The sequence below is a fragment of the Legionella waltersii genome (assembly GCF_001468085.1).
Lineage (GTDB): Bacteria > Pseudomonadota > Gammaproteobacteria > Legionellales > Legionellaceae > Legionella > Legionella waltersii.
Genome location: NZ_LNZB01000060.1, coordinates 248,206 through 268,836 on the forward strand (window position 1 = coordinate 248,206; position 20,631 = coordinate 268,836).

Here is a 20,631-nt window from a genome sequence, read left to right on the forward strand (position 1 = left end):
GTGTCTAGGCCTACAAGGTTAGTTATTGAGCAAAGTGCTCTATTGCATAATGTCTTACAAATTAAAAACCTAGCTCCTGGCAAGCAAGTAGTTGCTATGGTCAAAGCAAATGCCTATGGTTGTGGAATAAGGGAAGTTGCGCCCGTTCTTGACGGGGTAGTTGATGCTTTTGGTGTTGCTTGTATTGAAGAAGCGATGAAAATTCGTTCGTTAGGGGTAAGAACAGAGTGTATTCTTTTCCAAGGTATTTTTAGTCCTGATGAATTATCAATGGCTTCAGAAAATCATTTCTCTTGTGTAATCCATACGTTTGAACAACTGGAATGGATAAAGCAAACAACGCTTACCAAACCAATAAAACTATGGGTAAAAGTAAATACTGGAATGCATCGCTTAGGCTTTAAGGTGCATGACTTGCAACAAGTTATGGCGGTTTTGAAAGAGTGCTCATGGGTCGATAAAGACCTAGGTTTAATGACTCACATGGCTCGCGCAGACGAACCAGATCGTTATGAAAATCAGGAGCAAATTTCACTGTTTCATCAAATTAAAATTCCTGGATTTACTAAACGGAGTATTGCAAATTCTGCAGCAATTATCTCTTTGAAAGATTCGTTAGCGGACGTGGTTAGGCCAGGAATTATGCTTTATGGCGTCTCACCCTTTGTCAATCAAACGGCTCGGGATCTGGGTCTAATTCCTGTAATGCGATTTATGTCAGCAGTCAGTGCTATCCATCACAACCCTCCAAATGCTCAAGTAGGCTATGGAGGCACATGGAAAAGTGATAAGCCTTCTAGGATTGGTATAGTTGCAGCTGGATATGGAGATGGATATCCAAGGCATATTTCTGCCAATACTCCAGTTTGGCTGAGAGGACGAGAAGTGATGATAGTAGGCCGGGTATCTATGGATATGTTGGCTGTTGATTTGACTGAGCACCCAGAAGTAGAGGTAGGTGACGAAGTGGAGTTATGGGGAGCCAACATTTTAGTTGAGAGAATTGCTAAATCCGCTGGAACCATCGGCTACGAGTTACTATGTCAGATTTCTGAAAGAGTGCGAGGTCGTTAAATAGTGAAAGAGGATTTTGCCACAGTGCTGTGGATAATAAATGTCCTTGGTGTTAGAATGACAACCGAGTTTGTAACCCTTTAATCAGGTGAACTGTAATGAAAAAATTAACTGTTGCATCATTATCTTTATCCTTTATGTTAGTTGGTTGCGCAATGAACAATGAAGGTGTTGGAACCATTACCGGAGGTGTTGTCGGTGGTTTGGTGGGTAGCCAATTTGGCGGTGGTTCAGGAAAAGTAGCTGCAGCTGCAGGAGGCGCTTTACTTGGTGCATTCTTAGGCGGACAAATTGGAAAAACAATGGATAAAGTTGATCGTATGGAAATGCAACGAGCACTAGAAACTGCCCCAACAGGAAGAGCAGTCAGCTGGTCAAATCCTGATTCTGGCAATCGCTATACTGTTCAACCAACACGAACTTACTATCATGCACAACAACCTTGTCGTGAATACATTACTAAAGCGTTGATTGGTGGAAAGCCACAACAAATTTACGGTAAAGCATGCAGACAAGCAGACGGCTCTTGGAGAGTTGTTAGCTAATCATCAGAAATTTGGATAGGATTGTTTGCTTTTAAACAGCCCTATCCTTTTTTATGTTCATAATCTCACTTCCCCCGAGTTTTCAGACTTTTGCCATACCAAGAAGTTGGTTGAAACAACTGAAATTGTGCTATATTTATACAAGCAATGATCCCTATTTGTTTTCTCATGGAGAGTATCATGGCTCACCTTATTCATAGTGTACTACCTGTTCCACCCAGAAAAATTGTGTATATACATCCAGAAGATCCATTAAAGGATTGCATCAAAATCATGGTTGAAAATGACATAGGTGCCTTAGTTGTTGTTGACGACAACAGTCAATTAGTGGGTATCGTCAGTGAAAGGGATGTACTGCGCTCCTGTCACAATAAGGGATTAGATACAGATAAAGCTACTGCATCCGATGTTGTCTTCACTAAGGTCAGTATATTAAGTCCTCACGACTCTGTTGAAAAAGCGATGCAAACCATCACGGAGACAAAAAGACGACATATTCTTATTCGTGAGGAGGGGGAATTGTTAGCTATTTTGTCTATTGGTGATTTGTTATTCCATCTATTAGAAGACAGAGCTCGTGTTATAGAACACTTGGAAAATTATATTCATACGTGATTTTAATTGCTATAGTTATGTTTTTAATAACAAAATAATTTCACCCATGAAGCAATTATTACGTGTCCTTCTCGTCTATGTTTCGTTCATTAGTTTTTTATTTGCAGCCGAATCGTCTTCAATATGGTTTACAAAAAACAAAGACAATAAAGAGGTCAGCGTAAATGTTGAATTATATATCTCTTCTACTTGCCCCTATTGTCAGAAAGCAGATGAGTTTTTTAAGAGTATTGAAAGTCAAAATCCATGGATGCATGTAACTCGTTATTTTATCAATCAACAAGAATCTTCATTAAAGTTGTTCAATGAGCGATTAATTCTTCTTGATCAAACTGATTTTGCTGTGCCCTCTATTGTATTTTGTAAGTCACGTTGGGTGGGTTTTGCATCAGCCGAAACAACTGGAAAAGAACTATTAAAAGGGATTAAGTTTTGTAAAGAGCAAATTGAAAAGGATGGAAAGTTATCTTCTGCAACAATAAGCACTTTAAATCGATTGGGAAATGTGAATGTAATCAGTGCTAATATGACCGAAAACCCAACACCTGCGAAATATATTTTAACCGTTGCCTTGATTGATGCGTTCAATCCTTGTTCTTTGTTTTGTTTGATTACCTTTTTTGCTTTGCTGTTTTTAAAGGGAATGAACAAACAACCGATGCTAACTGGGTTTTTATTTATTTTAATGATCGCTGTTGTTCATTTCTTGCAACAGAAATTTATTACTGGCTATTTTATTATACTACCTTGGTTACGAATTCCTGGAGCAATTATTGGCCTAATCGGTTTTTACTCTATGGGACACTATTTCCGTGGGCGCTCTATCCGTCGTATTTTTCTACCATTGTCTTTGTTAATTGGATTAATGGTTTATATTTATCAGCAAACTTGTGTCGTTAATTGGACTTATGTATTTCAACAATGGCTAAGTACCCAAGACTCAGGCCAGGTAATAAAGGCCATGTATCAGCTGGTTTATCAACTGGTGTACGTATTACCCTTAATGTTGATAATGCTATTGTATAAACTGATATTTAGTTTGAAAATTTTTGCAAAAATGGCCAAGAAGCTTGATCTCATTGGTGTTTTAGTTATGTTAGCAATCTCACTACTTTTAATCATTTACCCTTATTCGCTGTCGAATAATGCATTATCCATGTTTATATGGGTTTTCATGGTTATTGCCGGTTGGATTTTAAGTTACTTTTACACGCCAACTATTGAAAGTGAATAAATAAGCTCATTTATTTGAAAAAAACTTATTTTCTAGCATAAACTAATAGATAAAGAACTTACGATAAACCCCAAAATCGAGACAACAATAAATGTCAATGATGGAGTTTAGATGTACTAACCGACTGAAGTGACATTTATTTTTAATGAAGAGATTGGGAGTTTTTCGTAAGTGCTTAGATAGTTATTCAGCTCTTTTTCTTACCCAGGATGGGAGAAAACTACAAAATGGATGACGAGGCAGAGTATCAATTTCTATTTCCAATACAAGTATTGATTGAAGAAGGAAAGGAATATTGCTGGTGCTCCTGTCGCAAAAGTAATAGTCAACCCTTTTGTGATAAACAGGATTGTGGTGTAAAAGCAATTTTGTTTAAAGCTGAGTTAACAGAAGATGCCTTTCTTTGTAATTGTAAGCGCACGAAAAATCCACCATGGTGTGATGGATCGCATGCTAAAGCTTTAATGGAGATTGCCAAAGCTAGACAAAAGGCGAATAAATAGGGATTTAATTCAAATGTTGGATCCGGACTTGAAGAAAAAAATTATCAATACCATTAGTCTGTACGAAGCCAAATGCAACAAAATGCAGTTGCAAATTAATTCACTCAAAAACGCAATTAATCAGTTAGTAATTAATCCCTTAGGGATTAATTACGATTTTGATGAGCATCTTTCGCAGTTTAAGGATGAGCTGGATACAGAGTTTGAACCGTCAAATATCGAAAGAAAGGTTAAACGACTTTCTGAAAAATTAGAAAAACTGCAAAAGCAGAAGTCTGATAACATTCGCCAAATGCATGGATTAATTCGTCAGGGCGCCGAATCAATTTGTCGAATAGCCAATAAATCCCAAGATAAAAGAGCAGTGACTAAATTACAAAAAATGTTGGATACTGAGATGGAAAGCCATGCCATTTTAGTCCATTTTAATGAAGTGTTGACGCAATGCATCTCATCGATCATCAGGGAGATTGACGATTTATCTGAAATGCAAAAAAAGAGCAAGAGTAAAGACAACGATCCATCTTTACTTGAAATCAGCTTCAGAGTGAATGATAGCTTGCAACAATTGCTGGAGCATCTTGCCATTCCTCAAAACTTAGATGAGAAACGTGAACAGATAAAAAATAGCTTGGAGAGTCAATTAACTGATCTCGAGTTAAGCAAAATTATTGATGGTTTAACGGAATTGGTAGTCGATGCATTTAGTGTAGAGCAAAATCGATTCAAAGGTTTCTTACAACAATTAACCAATCAGCTTACAGACTTTGAGATGTTTTTAAAGTCCTCAATCAATTCACAAAAACAATCGTCTGAAGACAGTCGTCAGTTAGAGTCGGGAATTCAGGATAATATAGATCAAATTAAGACACACATGGATAACTCTAAATCAGTCGAGGAATTATCCGCTAAGGTTAGCCAAAACCTTCAACTTATTGGTGAGCGATTAAAGGAGTTTCGGGCCAATGAGAAAAAGCGTGAGGAGGACTATGAAAAACAAATTACGGATCTACAATCAAAGCTGCGTGAATCAGAGCAAAATGCGGATGAGATTTATAATTTACTCTCTTATCAAAAGTACAAAATTAATCATGACAGTTTAACAGGACTACCTAATCGAGATTCTTATGATGAGCATATTATAGAAGCGATGCATCGCTGGAAAAGGAGTGAAAAACCACTGTCTTTGGCCGTTTGTGATATCGATCATTTTAAACGAATTAATGATAATTTTGGTCATTTAGCCGGTGATAAGGTGTTGAAAAAAGTAGCAACCATTTTTAAATCTGCAGTAAGAGCCTCTGATTTTATAGCACGAATTGGCGGGGAAGAGTTCGTGTTTATTTTTGAACACACAGTAAGCAAAGATGCAAAATCCATTTTAGAGAAACTGCGTAAATCCATTCAAGATTGTCTGTTCTATTATCGTGAAAAGAAGGTTGATGTGACTGTATCGTTTGGCTTAACAACCGTTCTTAAAGAGGATGACGTGGAAGCGTTGTTTATGCGAGCAGATAACGCGATGTATAAAGCCAAAAATGGGGGCAGGAACCGCATCGAAGTCGAATAGGAGTTTTTCGTAAGCATTTCAAGCACAAAGTGCTCCGCATCTATAAATAACTTTAAGTATTTTATGTGTACAATTTCGTGCGATGGGATCATGAACAAGAAGGCCGATTGGACATTGGTGTCATTGTACCCGAGCGTAAGCATGGTCCCAGAGGATTAACGGTAGCATCATAGGTGAGGTCTGATATACCATCCCGTTTAGAAGAGTGCCAAAATGAAAATCCTCTGTTTTATGAACCCATCATTTTCATTTAATTGACTAAAAAAGAGAATGACATGAAAAAAAGTACACGAACTACCCCTCTGGTGTCAAAGGGAATATCAAAAACTAAACCTATACCCAAGCATCTCGAGCAAATTAATCAATGGGCGGCTGGAATTGACATAGGAGCCACCTCTCATTTTGTAGCTGTACCTGAAGGATGCACAACAACATCCGTTCGTGAATTTAAGAGTTTTACTCCAGACCTTTATTCATTGGCGGAGTGGTTAAAAGAGTGTGGCATACAAACCATTGCAATGGAGTCGACGGGGGTTTATTGGATTCCCGTTTATGAATTATTAGAAGAAAAAGGATTTGAAGTTAAATTAGTTGATGCAAGACAAGTGAAAAATGTGAGTGGTCGTAAAACAGATGTATTAGATTGCCAATGGATACAACAACTTCATACCTATGGTTTATTAAATGGGGCATTTAGGCCAGATAATGAGATATGTGCTCTTCGAACTTACGTTAGGCAACGTAGCATGCTAATAAGAAGTGCATCAAGGTATATTCAACAAATGCAAAAAGCACTGACGCAAATGAATCTTCAGCTGCATCATGTGATTACAGATATTACTGGTGATACGGGGATGAGAATTATTCGGGCAATCATAAATGGAGAGCGGGAAGCTGCTATTTTAGCAACAAATAGAGACCCTAGATGCAAGAGCAGCAAAGAGGATATTGAAGCTGCATTAACAGGTAATTATCGCGAAGAACACTTATTTTCCCTGAAGCAATCGCTAGAATTATATGATTATTTCCAAGAAAAAATTAAAGCTTGTGATGATGAAATAGAAAAATGTTTATCTGGATTTTCAACCAATACCTTGGGGAAGGATTTTTCTGTCGAGAAGCCGAAGTCTAATAAAAAGAAGGTCAGTAAAAATGCACCTGCTTTTAATTTAGGAGGAGAGTTATATCGTTTAACAGGAGTAGATTTATTAGCCGTCCCTGGCATAAATAACATATCCGCTTTACAGCTATTAAGTGAAGTTGGCTTTGATATGACTCGATGGAAAAATTCAAAGCAATTTTCATCCTGGCTTGGCTTATGTCCTGGCAATAAAGTCTCTGGTGGAAAACGTCTTAGCGGAAAAACTAAGCCATCTAACAATAAAGCCGCTGCTACTCTACGCATGGCAGCCTCTACTTTATACCGCAGCCAAACCTCTCTGGGCGCCTATTTAAGAAGACTGAAATCACGAATAGGGCCTATGAAAGCCATTACAGCAACAGCCCATAAGTTAGCTATTATTATTTACAATATGTTGCGTCATGGTGTGGACTACATAGAATCAGGTCAAGATTACTATGATGAAAAATATCGTAAACGAATGATCAAAAACCTAAAAAGAAAAGCAGCTGAGTTCGGCATGAGCTTGATCGAAAATCAGATAAATTTTACTCCAAATATCAATTAGATGTTGGGAGTTATTTAGAAGTCCTGAGTATGTCAGCAACAAGCAAGTTTCCAGGAGGGACTGTGAAAATAAAACGTGCTCTAAACACTATTCTTTTAATAATTTTGTGGATTTCTCTATTCCATACCAGCCATGCAAAGAGTGGCTTATACCGTATTACAGCGGAGAGTACCAACGAACTGAGTGTTTCTGAAAATAGCTTTGCCGTAGTCAACTATAAGGTTACCAACACCTCTAAACAAGTGCTTAAGTTAACCATGCCTGAAATAAAAGGAATCGAGCAACTTACTCAAGCCAGAGATAATTGCCCCAAACCATTTACTTTACCCTCAACTGGCTCCTCTTGCATCTTGTCTTTAAAAATTGATGGCAGCAAATTATCCGAACCGATTATGCAAGGCCCAACAGTGTGTTTGTTTGACGCCCCAGATCAATGTGAGTACCCCCAAAAAGACCATCAACTAAAAATAACGCAAACAACAGCCATCACCCAAGCAACTCTTGTTGCCATGAATTCCCCAGCCGCGACTAACCCCAGCTCGTGCTTCACTTCAACACCAAGCATCGCTTGCGCGTCATTAACATTAATGACCAGTGGTCCCACCGGAAGCTTAATTATTCGCAACAACTCAATCAACTTTATTGCATACAATATAAGCTCAACGTTCACCGGAGCTCTTGTGGGCAAAGTGACTGAAACAGGCAATACTGTCAGCAATTAATGCCAAACAGCAGCTGCACGCTTACTTACACACCTGGAAGTACCCCTGTTGCAGCAACAAACTTTACCATTCAAGGGATTAATACCTTACCAATAACGGCCTCCATTGCCATTAATGCCCCCCACCAACACTGTCTAACATTGCTAATAATGTAGGCTCCACCTCAGGTGGGGTTGGAGTTACGGTTACAGGGACTAATTTGACTGGAACAAGTTCATTGACCATTGGCGGAGTCTCGGCAACCAACCTTGTGGTCATCAACAACACGACCCTAAACGCCGTTACGCCAGCCCATACCGCTGGTCTAGTTGACGTGTCGGTCACCACCCCATATGGCAGTGCAACACTGAATAATGCTTTTACTTATGTGGCCACCGCAATTGGACAACCGACGAATGGAGGGAAAGTTGCCTGTCTTATGAGCAGTGGTGGATTCGATTTAATTGCATCGACCAATGACAACTCTCCAGGTGTCATCTGGTCAACGGATACAGGGACAAATACAGGCGCCACTAGCCTTACAAACGGGGCCAACAACACCACGCTTATTGTCGCATCCGCAGGAGGAACTCCAGTGTCGGCAGCAAAAGTTTGCTCGGATTATCAAATTGACTCTCAAGGCAATTCACCTTGCATGACCGGCGCTTGTTATAACGATTGGTATTTACCCGCTAAAGATCAGCTGAATTGTCTCCACACGAATGAGGTAGCCATTGGTAATTTTTCCAATGCGGATTACTGGAGCTCTACGGAAGCCTCTGCAAGCGATGCGTGGTACCAGGTGATGATAGGAGGAGCGTTTCAAGGAACATCAAATAAACTAACAAGTCCCTTTTACGTCCGTTGTGTTCGTTCCTTCACCCCTTACCCTTAATGACCATGGCTTTCAATGCTGATCTTCAAAGGATCGCATTGAAAGTGCTTTTGAGTTATTGAAACAGCTTATCAGTTTCAGACTACCATTCCCATCCTCCCTTTCTAAAGAGAAGTTGAGTTTTATCAATTACCGTGTATCCAATTCTAGAAAATTACATTTTTAAGTAATTACTCCCCGTGAGTTTTTGTACAATACTCGGTTTTTTTGCAGGCTGAAATAGACTTGGGCGTGGCTCCAGATCACACTTGTCTTTGATTCGATTAAACACGGTCAAACTGTGTTGTTCATCTATTTTGCCAGGCAGTAGTTTTTTAAACACTTCAAACAGGACATCAGGGAATAATCCATGCATCCCACTTTGGGGTTGTCTTAGGCCTTGAAAAAGAGTTTTAATCGTGATTACGGCTAATTTCAATTGCATGTTTCGTTCAAGGTACTTATCTATTATAGTCTTTACGTCAAGATGAGTCCCTTTAGGCAACGACACTTTGGTTAAACTATAATTCGTTTCCAATGCTCTGCAAAGAGTCTGAATGGCAAAATTACAATCCGCTAATGTGCTGGCAATTTTAAGTTCTGTGGGGTGGCCGCTGAGCGCAAAAGCATTATTCACTTGTGCTTTGTTGCCAGACCATAAACCAAAATGAATGATTGTTTTTTCATCCCCTCTTTTGATAGGAATCATCCAAGGATAGTTTTCTTGAATTAATCTTAACGAGTTTGTATTCCCTGACCATGACGCATAATGCACAATTTTAGTGAACGCTTTGTCTTGTTGAGTCATTAGGTTGGGGATATTGTCAATAACCCATTGTAATGCGGCCTCGTTACCAGACCAGGCAGCAAAATGAGCTAAACTTAGACCGCTGTTGTCGAGTGCCTGTAACTGAGACGGGTAGTGTGTTTTAATCCAATCCAGAGATTCAGTGTTCCCCGACCAGGCCACGTAGTGTGCTATCAAGCATCCATGAGCATCCATGGTAGACATAAGGTGAGGCGCTTTTTCATGCACCCATTTTAATGCATCCAAATTGCCAGACCAGGCGGAATAATGCGCAATGTTTCTTTTGTTATTGCACATCAAATCCAATAATTGTGGGTGTTTTAATTGAATCCATTTAAGCGCTTCAACACGTCCTGACAAGGCAGCGTAATGCGATATCAGCTCATTGTAGTCGTCTTTAGATGCGGCAGAAATTGAGGTATTGTTGTTCACCCAATCGAGCGCTTGGGCACTGCCAGACCAAGCGGCATAGTGAAATAAATTGGCCTTATTAGGGTCTTCGGACTGTGTAAAATTGGGATAGTTTGATAGCTCTGCTGTGAGTGCTTTTAATTGCCAAGAAGCCTTTATGTCTAAGGGCTTATCCACATATCGTAGTTTTGTTTTTAAGCGCTGAAACACCAATTGATACAAATCGCTATTTATTTTGGAGCTTTTCAACATCCAGGGTTTAACTCCTATGATTTTGAGTTGCTCCAGCCAGTAGTTGGTATCTTCCTTCATCAGCTTCCCCTCATCCGCCCCTTTATGCTCCTTCTCTCCATGATTTGGGAGAAGGGATTTTAGGGTCAGAATGTTCTTTTGCTCGCCTTTTAGCATCTTGGAACTCTATGTCGCTAATGTCAATGAACGGATAGGCATTTCAAACCATCTCTTTCCTGTTTTTCATCGAGGTCAGTGTATTCTCGAAGACAGACAAAGTTGGATAGTCAGTTAGAGCAATAACAATTAATTGAGTTTTTGAGAAGCGCAATTGAAAATCATGGAAAATACAGTTGCATTAAACCAAAATCTAATTGCCTTAAAACAACAAGAAATCCCCACTGATGTTTTCCCGACCTTTTCTTTCAACCCACCCAGCCAAATCAAAAGAGATCACCGAATCAAAATGGTGATAAACACCTTGAAGACAATCCCAAAAGACTTCGTTTATAAATCAGGACTCATTTTCTGAACAAAAATCAAACTATATGGCAATTAATAGTAAATTATGATTGATTTTTTTCTTCTGTTTGGGTATAATGATTGATAATAGATAACGTACTAACCGTTGTTGCGCCATGAAAATAAACCTGATCATTATTTTTAACAGCCGATTTCCGAGCCACAAAATCATTCCTGACTTCAATTAACACTAAGCGTTAAGTGATACGCTAAAATTTTTCCAATTTTAAACCAAAATCAGAGCATTCCGCTTACTTGTCTTGAGGCATAAATCCCTCATGCACCTGGTTTTGTAAACGCATAGAGAAAATAGGAGTCATCATTATGATCACAGAAAGTAATAATTTAGAACAGTTATGGGCAAAGATCGAAAACGACACGGACATCATCACCGTGTTAAATAAATTAGGGTTTTGGGATTTATCGAAAAATAACACGGGCATTCAAGTTGAGGAGTTAGTTAAGACTCAATATCGTCAAGCTTTACTGGCTTTCCATCCTGATAAACATCCACAAACAGAGAATAGTACAAATCCATATGCCAATCGTATAACCCAGAAACTCCTCGAACTTTATGAGCGATTTAAGAACAAAAAAGCAACCAAGTTGCAACCTGAGCCCGATGAAAACCAATCGAAAAACGTTGACTCGGATTGGGATTGGACAGTGCTCGCTGCTAAAGCTGCAGGGTGTTCAGTTGAAGGAAAGAGGATAAGATACGACTTTCTAGATAGTAAAGTTAACGACGATTATGTGAACACGTTGTTTGAAAAACTACGCAACACAACTCTTTTACAGAAGTCTAATCTATTAGCATCCTTGAGTTTTATGGACTATTACGCGATGATAATTCATGGGAAACCCAGCCTATTAAAAACCATAACATCCCCCCTTCTAGAAACACAATTACCCTTTCTACAAAAGGTTTTTGAAAGTCCTGGATCGATATCTGTAAGAATCCACAATGTTCAACTCCAGTGTTTTAGAGAAGCCCTGCAAAATCCAGATAAGCAAGTGGCTAAGATGCTTGTAGTTAATGGGTTGATAAGTCACAAGAATGTAGTTAAACCAGGAAATATCAATCCTTTGAACTTGGCTTTGAAATATGGTCGGGATGATATTGTAGAAGTGTTGTTGTCAGTGGACCTGATCAAATCACAAGAGCTGGATTTCATGACTAATTGGTTGGCTAAAACCGCTGAATCTGCTTATAGCGGTGTATCTATTGGAGGTCAAGGGAATGGGCATTATCCCTTTGACGTACCAAATACGTTTAAGGAGGTTGAATTGGGCAAACCATTGTCCTTTTTTGCTTCTGAGAGCCGATTTAAAACCCATTTTGAAAATCAAGACCTTAGAACAATTCTCACGGGGCTCCTAGTGCTCGATAGAAATCGTGAATCCCAACGGGACCGCTTTACAAATGAAATGACGTTTAAAGGGGTTAATTCTCAGGATATTTTTAATTCGCTTAGCCATATCCCTGCGCTCGCTATCATGAAACAGTCGTCAGGTGGTCACTTAGCGATCGTTTTAGGGGCGGTCCCAGAACTAACGGACAAGCATCGTGAAGCATTAAGAATGCTCCAGAATAGTGTCAAGCTTGAAAACCATCATCATGGCAGCTTGTACACATACTCTTATGGTGATGCGACAATTGCCTGTGAAGCAATTGTCGGAGTCATCAAAGCCTATATTCCAGAGGAAGACTGGCCACCCCATTTGAAACATATCAAGCCCAAAAGAGGCGGTAATCAGTTTTCACTATCGAAAGATCAAGCAAGCGCATTTCTTAAAGCCATGCAGTTATACGGTCAATATCACCAAGAAGCAGCCAAACTCCGTCCTCAGGCCATACAAGCGATTGTGGAGTATGTTCAACAAGCAATAGCGAAGACGAGAGGGTTTGAACAGGCCATGTTGAGCACGCTGTATTCAAGTGTTTGCGATAGTCTATGGTCTAATCCACAGGAATTTAACGAGCGTTCTAAAAACGAAATCAACAGTCAACCCACAAAGATCGAAGCTCTTTCTCCTCCTGTGCAGGCAAAGGAAAATGCATTACCGGTGATGAGTATTGCTAAAGTTGAACTTGTGAATAAACTCGTAGGCAAGTGTGGATTAGAGAGTCAAGGAATTACAGGAGATGCGTATGTGGACACAAGGGGCTCTTTAATCATCCCAGCTGCCGGATATTATGCCAAAAAAGCGATTAAAGCTGCTTTGGGAAGCTGCGACATAAAGGGGGAAATGAGTGCCAAGGGGGAAAAAGATTTTGTACGCATCCACCCCACTGAATTTCCGAAGCTTCAAGCTCACTTTCCAAGGTTTATGGCTAAACCCTATCAGGACAGTAACCAGTCCGCTTCTAAACAGGGATCTTTGACCTCTGCAAATGGCTTTTTTGCAACCAGTACTGCTCAAAGCTCCAATAACTCCTCATCCTGTAACCCACCGCCTACTCCTTCCAGATTTAAATAATCCTAAGCGTTGGAACGTAGAGTAAGTGTTGGTAGGATACAAACACACCAGCTCAATGCATTGTGCTGGTGTGTTTAATTTCTTACAAGATCGAAAAACACAATGGCCTAGTTTTTCTTTGTGACGTCATGGAAGAGGCGACTTAGGTTGCACATCATTCTAAAAAAATTGCTTTTTTATTTTCAGCAATCAGTCATTTTGCAAACCACTTAAGCAAGCTTGATGGACACATCGTTAAAATGGAGTGGTCCAATTTTACAGGCCTTACGAAAAACCCCCATCACTTTGTTAAAAGACGGTTTTAATTCAGTCATTTAGTCCATCTAAACTCCCTTATTAAAAATGACTTTTGCCTCGAGCTTGAGGGTTTTCGTAAGTCCTGTTTTATTGATAAGGAGAAAAAGTACTTTCTTGTTCTTTTTGTTGCTCGATTATTTGTTGTCGGCTGGCAAACTCTAGTAATTGATCTTTAGATACATAAAGCGTATAAGGTTTATCCGAACAATAATTACCTTCAATCTGAAAGGAAAACGTATTATTCTCTTCTTTAGTTTTCCGTGGATTAACTGGACTTAATTTTTCCACAACATGATAAGTACTTAAAGCCTGTCTTTCCTTCTCATTAAATCCAAATTGTTTACATAGATCCACTATGTCGAGACTGGCTAAATAGTCCATTGCTAACTTCTCTTTGACTTCCGAAAATGGTTCAGTGGAGCGCATACTTTCTAAACTTTCTTTAAAATTTGCAGTTTGATGCGAATGGACTAACGATTCTGTTCCTGCTTTTGGATCGAGCTTAAACACCAGGTCTCCCCGAAATAAATCTCTTCCACCTAAAATGACTGCTTCACTATCACATTCAAGGACTGCTTTCTGTGGTGCTTTTGAATTTAACCAGCCCTCTTGATCAAAAATATATACACTTCTTACCCCCAATAAATCGGTAACCCCTGGAGTACCCTCATAAGTACTTATTAGTAAATATCATGAGAGAACGAATAAGATCTATACGGAAAAACTAAATGTCTGTAAGAGAACATAGAAGTACAAATAAGACCCAGATTAAATCATTTGAGTACAAAGATTACACCAGCGGTTACAACTCCTGCGCTTACTATTGCTTTAGCAAAGAAATTACACCATGACCCAGATGACTGCTCTGTCTTTACTAGTGGAGTTAGTTCCTCTTGCACGTGAGGGTTTTGCAACGATGTCTTAGCACCTAGCTTACCATTGAGGAAAGGACAAGCGTCTATTTCATCTGATTCCATAGCTTCATTTACCCTTGGACCGCTTGTCTTTGATGAACCGATTGGGTCTAAGGTAGTTTCGTGAGGAAGTTGTTCATATAACGAAGGAGCTAGTTTCTGAATCACTGGAATTAATCCGGCATTAATGCCCCTTGAGTTCTCATTGATACCAGAAGTTGTTTCAAGTTTCTGCAAGGTGTCACCAATTGAAACTAGTTTTTTAAGGGCATCCAGTTGGTGAGCGTTCATTTCCACTGACTCCCCATTTTCAAGTTTTTGAACAACCTCAACGAGTTGGTTAAATCCCAGCTTCTCTCTTAGTTGAGCAACAATTTCTTCACAGTAAGGTAACTGCAATCCTAAAATTGGCCCAGTCTCATTGCTTGGTAAAGACAAAGCTTGTTGCTGAAGAGCTAAAAATAATTCTTCATCGTTTAATAGGGATTTAAGCGCTTGCGCACTTGGATGCTCTATTCCGTGAAGAACAAGATCTTTTAATAATTGTTCGACAATCATTTGTTCTGAAACGAGAATCGCAATGGACAATAACGCAGCTGTATTTTTGGGGTTCGTTAAATCTGGATTAGCCAATTGGCCATTAATTCGGACGTCTATCAATTCCTCATCGATTGAAAGAGGTGTTTCCGGATCTAAATACAGCGCTGGACTGCCCTCTTGTTTCTTTAAATCAAAAGCATAAATGATTGCCTTGAGCGTGTTTTGAGTTACTTTATAGGGGTTCGTCAACTGTTTTAATAAAGGATGTCGAGTACTTTTACCTAATGTCGCTTTGAGTGGTTGGATCATTTCCATAGCAAGATTAATGGTTAATAGATCCTCTACGGTATTTTTGTCTTTTGCATCTTTTTGCATTTGCTCAAATACACGCGATGTGACGCCATCATCCATTAATTTTGAAGGGTCAAATCCATATTCCTTTTCCAGAGTTTCTAGAAGAATATCCATTGCATTAAATGATCGATTTTGCGTATGAAGAATGTGTTCATTTCCTTTCATTAGACCAAGCATTAATAATTTTCCTTGTTCCTCTGGTAGGCGTCTAAAACCACTCTTAGAAATTCGTATGACTCGAATGATGTCTTCGGCATATTCTGGATCAACCAACTTCTTATTGTTCTCTTGAAGAATCCATCCCATTGGAGCCGGTTTCTCATTAACATTAACTACAAAACCATTACTCTGATAGGTTTGTGCATGCTCGGGATCAAGATCAATTTTACTGCTGGATGGAATAGCTGATGTTTCGATTACTATACCTGAATGCGTCTTAACTAATTTTTTATCACTTTCAATGATGATTTCAAACTCACCTCTACTTAATTCTTCACTGATGCGTTTATAGTCCTCGGCCTCTATTCCGTGAGGGTGACAAAGATAAAGAAATCCTTGTTTTGACAGCTGGCTACTAAGATTGATGCCTGTTTGCCAAACAGAAAAGTGAATGGTATCCCAAATCGATTCACCCCCACGAGTCATTGATGTATTTGGGTATCTTAGGGGTTGGCTACGCTCATTTAATATTTTCCCAATACCAACAATATAATGACTTGATTGCTCTAATACTATCGTATTACGGGCGACTTCTGATGAGTCTTTTGAAAGACCAAACAAATCAGATTGGTTTTTTCCTTCAGCAGTGAATTCAGTAGAGTAATCTTCATAATGTTCTTCACAAACAGGACCTAACAGAGCAGCAAATTGAGCTAGACTGAGTTGGAATCTAATGGCCAATGCCCCCATTTCCGAAAAATTCTTTCTTAATGCTTCCATGCCATGAACAGAATCGTTTTTTTGTTGAAATTTTCTACCTGTGTATTTGAGCGTAAAACCTTTAATAGAAGAATCAGTTTTGGGATACATCGACAACCTGTTATAATAACAACCTAAAAGTATTTGTATTGTACATTTGTATTCTTAACATAGTATTAAATCAAAATACTCACAACACCTTTCATTGAGGCAATTGGTCGGCCCCCCAAATATAGGGAGTTTAATCAGAGGCAAAGTCTTTTGTTTAACTTACTGATTTTAAGGGCTGTCCTAATTGAGACATAGGTAACAAAATAGCGAGTAGGCTGGGCTTTAAGCCTGATGGATCCTCACTTTTTTATTCATATGAGGATCCCTTAGGCTTAACAGCCCAGCATTTTGCCAAGTATTGTATTTACCGTTGGAAAATAGATAGGAATCAAGAATTACTATTATTTTAAGTCTGATATTTGATGGATAGAATCTAGAAATAGTCTATTTTTTATAGCGCTTAATTGCGAAGCTTTTTCTATTAAGTCACTTCGGTGGTAACAATTTAATTTAATTTTAGATTTATTTATATGATGCTCCACTGTACGAGGAGAAATTTCCAAAGCATGTGCGATTTGTTTTAACGCAAATCCTCTTATTAAATAATAAAGACATTGCAACTCTCTTTTAGAAATAATTTGGTTATTAGAGGAGCTGACTAAAGGGGAGTAGCTAGCAATTTTGATTAAACTTAGCACACCTTCGACTGTACTTCTTACATAAACAGGTAATTTAACAGCAGTAAGACTATACTCTGTGTTTTGATGCAACATCATCTCAGTAAACTCAAACGATCTTTCTGAGGACATCACTCTTAGATCATTTGCGCGCCATGCTGATGCGCTCTCTCGCCAGGGAAAGTCAAAATTTGTTTTGTTCAATAGTTCATCTTTTGGCACTTTTAAGAATTGACAAGATTCTTCGTTACAATTGATGTATTTGCCTTCTGAATCTAAATGATATACATGCCAATTCGGTAAAGAAAACAGACTGTCCATGCTAAGTAACGGCATTAAATCGTTAATCTCAGATTTATTAGCATTGCTCAATTTATGCATATCAAAGTTCTTTGATGTCTATAAAAAACCAATCAAACTAATTATACATTAAAAAAGAATTTTTGCATATATTTTATGCATATTGTTTATTTATAATATTTGTCATGAATCCTTTGTCATTATAGATATTAATGACGAAGAACCATTAACTGATAAAGCCATTGTCAGAGCAGTTAGCAGAATTCAAAACCGGGTTGGCATTCCTCATTGGACAGCACAGGATTTGCAGCGCCCCTTTGCAACCCAATTCGAGCAAATACCAAATGTAGATCCTTTAGTAGAACATCAGTAAATGTCAATAGGTGAATTTCACCGATGTAACTATAACCAACCCAAATTACAATATTGTTCATAACTTAAACAATAGGAGTGGTAATTATGGTAGATGTATAAAAATCTCTCTTACAAGAGCACAAAAAACAATGCTAAGTGAGGTTTTTTTAGAGGAAAGATGTTCTAGAAGATTCCGGTCTGAAGCTAATGGCTATATGGGCGACTTGATTCATTGGATCAATAACTCAGGCACTCATGCTATTAACCGAGGCGATGTTGTCGAGACCCTAAAAGGTATTCATAACGAATCTTATATAGAAGCGGGTTATGTCACCGCAAAGTTTAGTCCTAAAGCTATTGGAACATTACAGAACATCATGTGTTTACAGATAAACAATTAATGCGTTTTATAACTATTTTAGAGGTGTTAGATGAAATCATTATTAGAAAGATTAAAAGAAAAAGTTTTAAATGACGAGGTATGGAAAAAATGTCCCGATGCCGAGAAGGAAGCCCATGTGAGGGGTCTTTGCGAAGAATACGCAAAAGCTACTTATTATGAGATATTAGGTATTCCTAAACCAGAAGGGGATTTAAGCACTGTGGACAGTAAAAACGTTAGGAGTGCTTACCTAACGACATCAAAAGGATGCCACCCTGATAAAACGACCGTTCCAGTTATTAAGGAGTACTTTACGACATTATTTAGGCTTGTGAAAGATGCTTATGATACTTTGAGTGAGCCTGCGCTAGAAAGAAAGTACCGTCTTACTCTTCCCGAATCCTCCGAACAAAAAGATACGAAAAGTGAATCTAAAAGTAATACATCTAGCTCATCTAGCTCATCTAGCTCATCTAGCTCATCTAGCTCATCTAGCTCATCTAGCTCATCATTTTCTCATTCTGCAAAAACTGAATCTTCTCAGAAGCCTGCTTCTAAACCAGGTCCTTCTAAACCAGCCTATTCTTCAAGTACAGCTAGTGGAATATATAACCGTGATATTGCTAAGGGAGAGAATATATCTACCGTAAACGATACTATAACTATCACCGGGGATATCCATGGGAATGTTAGTAGTGTAAATGGCACTATTAATGTGACCGGGAAGATCTACGGCAATGTCAGTACTGTAAATGGTACGATTCAAGTGACTGGGGAGGTCTATAGCTCTGTTAGTAGTGTAAATGGTAATATTAAAGTGGTCGGGAATGTCTACGGCAGTGTTAGTAGTTTAAATGGTTCGACTAAAGTGATCGGGAATAACTATGGCATTGGTAAAAGTGGACCAAAAACGTCTCATACCTCATCAAGTGGGGGAACAACATTCTTTACCCCTGGGGCTCAAAGCAATACATTTTTTAGCAGCACTGACAAAGATGGAAATCAAACCAACATCTTCACGTCTCCTGACGTTGTTGTTGGTGAGGGGGAAACCTTTCAATTTGATGATATTTTTAAACATATGAAATTTTAATCGTTTCTATCCCAGCATACACATCTAAATTTTGGACACTAAACAGCGTTTTGCCTTCGTGCTGTGCTTTATGCACAGCAACCAGTATATAAGTGATTATCAAGTCTTTTGATAAAGGGATTATTATCGTTAAAAGAAATTTCTGGGGCATTTGGATTGATACATTATCGATAGTCACGCCTATGTTCGCTTCTTCATTAATTTTATCAAGGCATGCCAAAAATTGAATGAGCTGTTCCTTTGAAAATATTCTTTTCAGAGATCAAATCTATATCTTCAGAAAAGCGACGATCTTCAAAATAGATTCTTTTTATTGCTGTCCCGCCATAGAAAACAAAGTGCTGTTTAATATCATTTTTTGAGATGAGTATTGACCAGGGTAAACTATAAGAGATAGGGGGTCATCAGGACTTGACCCCTATTTATTCTGAATGCGATTATTTTATCCGGTTAAGTGCATCATCTCTTAACTGGGTTGTCAAAATCCATTAGGCCAAGACGCTCCATGTCCGTCCCAATTCCCTTGAACATTTGTTCTTTAGAATTTATAGATATCATCTTAAGCTACTCCAAATGTAATCCTTGGATAGTTTTTAAGGGTAAAAACAATTTAAAGTTGTTTTCTGATAATGCCAAGAATCCATAATGCTTATAAAAACTTATGGCTTTATCATCTTTGGCATGAACTACTATGGCAACAATCCCGACTTGCTTTCCTACTGCTATAGTTCGCTTCATAGCATCGATTAAGAGCAACCCTCCTAATCCCCTTCTCTTATATTTTTCATCTACTGCCAATCTACCTAATAATACTCCAGGCAATACCGGATATTTGGGTAGCTTTTTAATTAAAGATTCTGGTAAATCCCCAGGAAATATTCCTATCGTTGAAATAGAGCAATAACCAAAAACAACATCGCTTCCTTGTTCTGATAAAACATAGGTTACAGACATATTTTTTTTAATGTCCTGACTTGCTTGAGTCTGCAGATAACGATCAAGTTCATCTCTTCCGCAAGAGAAATTTGATCGATCATGTTTATCCAATTGCTCGATTATATATTCTTCCTCTTCCATCATTTAGATTGAACACCCTTTTTATAACGATTAGCTGCTTTAACCAAATTCTCGCTTGGCTTGGGTGGATTTAATAAAGCTTGAATAAAAATAACTCTATCAGCTTCCGTCAGCTGGAGTTGTTCATATTCTTTAATTACGCGTTGTGCTGCTTCATACGCTGAATTAACAACAAAATCTGTAAGACTAATGCCTTTAAGTGAGGCAGCATCTTTTAAAACTGATTTTTTGGCCGAACTTATTCTAGCCTCTAAGCGTTCGACTTCATTTGAATGTTTGGAAACATGTACCATAGCAGATACTCCTATTTATTAACTTAATTATACGGCATTTTGCCGTATTTGTAAATTTTAAACAGTAATTTAATGATGGGATTTAGGGGACACTTATAGCTTTACAACAGTGAATAGGAAGAAA

At 38.5% G+C, this 20,631-nt stretch carries 18 protein-coding genes and 1 pseudogene; 12 read left to right on the forward strand and 7 right to left on the reverse strand.

Annotation, left to right across the window (positions count from 1 at the left end):
• The 10 genes and pseudogenes from alr (at position 1) to Lwal_RS14240 (ending at position 8,825) form a co-directional block, all read left to right on the forward strand.
• Positions 1–1,074 (forward strand): alanine racemase, encoded by a 1,074-nt coding sequence (gene alr, locus Lwal_RS14200; RefSeq protein WP_058481464.1) that lies wholly within the window; start codon positions 1–3, stop codon positions 1,072–1,074.
• A 98-nt stretch (positions 1,075–1,172) separates the two neighbouring features.
• Positions 1,173–1,619 (forward strand): RT0821/Lpp0805 family surface protein, encoded by a 447-nt coding sequence (locus tag Lwal_RS14205; protein ID WP_058481465.1) that lies wholly within the window; start codon positions 1,173–1,175, stop codon positions 1,617–1,619.
• A gap of 180 nt (positions 1,620–1,799) precedes the next feature.
• Entirely contained in the window at positions 1,800–2,234 is a 435-nt protein-coding gene (locus Lwal_RS14210) for a CBS domain-containing protein (RefSeq protein ID WP_058481466.1), read from the forward strand.
• A 46-nt stretch (positions 2,235–2,280) separates the two neighbouring features.
• Positions 2,281–3,468: a hypothetical protein gene (locus Lwal_RS14215; RefSeq protein WP_058481467.1), complete on the forward strand. Its 1,188-nt coding sequence runs from the start codon at positions 2,281–2,283 to the stop codon at positions 3,466–3,468.
• Positions 3,469–3,695: 227 nt separating this feature from the next.
• Positions 3,696–3,971: a CDGSH iron-sulfur domain-containing protein gene (locus Lwal_RS14220; protein ID WP_058481924.1), complete on the forward strand. Its 276-nt coding sequence runs from the start codon at positions 3,696–3,698 to the stop codon at positions 3,969–3,971.
• A 28-nt stretch (positions 3,972–3,999) separates the two neighbouring features.
• Positions 4,000–5,541, forward strand: coding sequence for a GGDEF domain-containing protein (locus tag Lwal_RS14225; RefSeq protein ID WP_231951022.1), 1,542 nt, complete (start codon positions 4,000–4,002; stop codon positions 5,539–5,541).
• Positions 5,542–5,816: 275 nt separating this feature from the next.
• The gene (locus Lwal_RS14230; protein WP_083500112.1) at positions 5,817–7,229 is read left to right on the forward strand and encodes an IS110 family RNA-guided transposase; all 1,413 of its coding nucleotides are present in this window, start codon (positions 5,817–5,819) and stop codon (positions 7,227–7,229) included.
• A 62-nt stretch (positions 7,230–7,291) separates the two neighbouring features.
• Positions 7,292–7,951, forward strand: coding sequence for a hypothetical protein (locus Lwal_RS14235; protein ID WP_133141238.1), 660 nt, complete (start codon positions 7,292–7,294; stop codon positions 7,949–7,951).
• A gap of 139 nt (positions 7,952–8,090) precedes the next feature.
• A pseudogene (locus Lwal_RS18220) lies at positions 8,091–8,258 on the forward strand (IPT/TIG domain-containing protein); the annotation flags it as partial.
• 6 nt (positions 8,259–8,264) lie between these two features.
• The gene (locus Lwal_RS14240; protein ID WP_133141240.1) at positions 8,265–8,825 is read left to right on the forward strand and encodes an Lcl domain-containing protein; all 561 of its coding nucleotides are present in this window, start codon (positions 8,265–8,267) and stop codon (positions 8,823–8,825) included.
• A gap of 154 nt (positions 8,826–8,979) precedes the next feature.
• Here the strand turns inward: Lwal_RS14240 and Lwal_RS14245 are convergent, their stop codons facing one another.
• Positions 8,980–10,335: an ankyrin repeat domain-containing protein gene (locus tag Lwal_RS14245; RefSeq protein WP_133141241.1), complete on the reverse strand. Its 1,356-nt coding sequence runs from the start codon at positions 10,333–10,335 to the stop codon at positions 8,980–8,982.
• 765 nt (positions 10,336–11,100) lie between these two features.
• On the opposite strand from Lwal_RS14245, the gene Lwal_RS14255 reads away from it, so the two are divergent.
• Positions 11,101–13,257, forward strand: a complete 2,157-nt coding sequence (locus tag Lwal_RS14255; protein ID WP_058481473.1) for a J domain-containing protein — start codon at positions 11,101–11,103, stop codon at positions 13,255–13,257.
• A gap of 384 nt (positions 13,258–13,641) precedes the next feature.
• Here the strand turns inward: Lwal_RS14255 and Lwal_RS14260 are convergent, their stop codons facing one another.
• The 3 genes from Lwal_RS14260 to Lwal_RS14270 form a co-directional block, all read right to left on the reverse strand.
• Positions 13,642–14,196, reverse strand: a complete 555-nt coding sequence (locus Lwal_RS14260) for a hypothetical protein (protein ID WP_058481474.1) — start codon at positions 14,194–14,196, stop codon at positions 13,642–13,644.
• A 131-nt stretch (positions 14,197–14,327) separates the two neighbouring features.
• Positions 14,328–16,391 (reverse strand): Dot/Icm T4SS effector Ceg17, encoded by a 2,064-nt coding sequence (gene ceg17, locus Lwal_RS14265; protein ID WP_058481475.1) that lies wholly within the window; start codon positions 16,389–16,391, stop codon positions 14,328–14,330.
• Positions 16,392–16,732: 341 nt separating this feature from the next.
• Positions 16,733–17,389, reverse strand: coding sequence for a PAS and helix-turn-helix domain-containing protein (locus Lwal_RS14270; protein WP_058481476.1), 657 nt, complete (start codon positions 17,387–17,389; stop codon positions 16,733–16,735).
• Positions 17,390–18,093: 704 nt separating this feature from the next.
• Here Lwal_RS14270 and Lwal_RS14285 point away from each other — a divergent pair.
• Positions 18,094–19,137: a DnaJ domain-containing protein gene (locus Lwal_RS14285; protein ID WP_058481479.1), complete on the forward strand. Its 1,044-nt coding sequence runs from the start codon at positions 18,094–18,096 to the stop codon at positions 19,135–19,137.
• Positions 19,138–19,343: 206 nt separating this feature from the next.
• Here the strand turns inward: Lwal_RS14285 and Lwal_RS18225 are convergent, their stop codons facing one another.
• The 3 genes from Lwal_RS18225 to Lwal_RS14300 form a co-directional block, all read right to left on the reverse strand.
• The gene (locus Lwal_RS18225) at positions 19,344–19,532 is read right to left on the reverse strand and encodes a nucleotidyl transferase AbiEii/AbiGii toxin family protein (RefSeq protein ID WP_083500136.1); all 189 of its coding nucleotides are present in this window, start codon (positions 19,530–19,532) and stop codon (positions 19,344–19,346) included.
• 169 nt (positions 19,533–19,701) lie between these two features.
• Complete coding sequence (locus tag Lwal_RS14295) at positions 19,702–20,217, reverse strand: GNAT family N-acetyltransferase (protein WP_065235673.1); 516 nt, start codon at positions 20,215–20,217, stop codon at positions 19,702–19,704.
• A complete protein-coding gene (locus tag Lwal_RS14300) occupies positions 20,214–20,507 on the reverse strand; it encodes a type II toxin-antitoxin system TacA family antitoxin (protein WP_058481481.1) in 294 nt (97 codons plus the stop codon). Before Lwal_RS14300 ends, Lwal_RS14295 begins: the two co-directional genes overlap by 4 nt.
• Between the last annotated feature and the right edge of the window lie 124 nt (positions 20,508–20,631).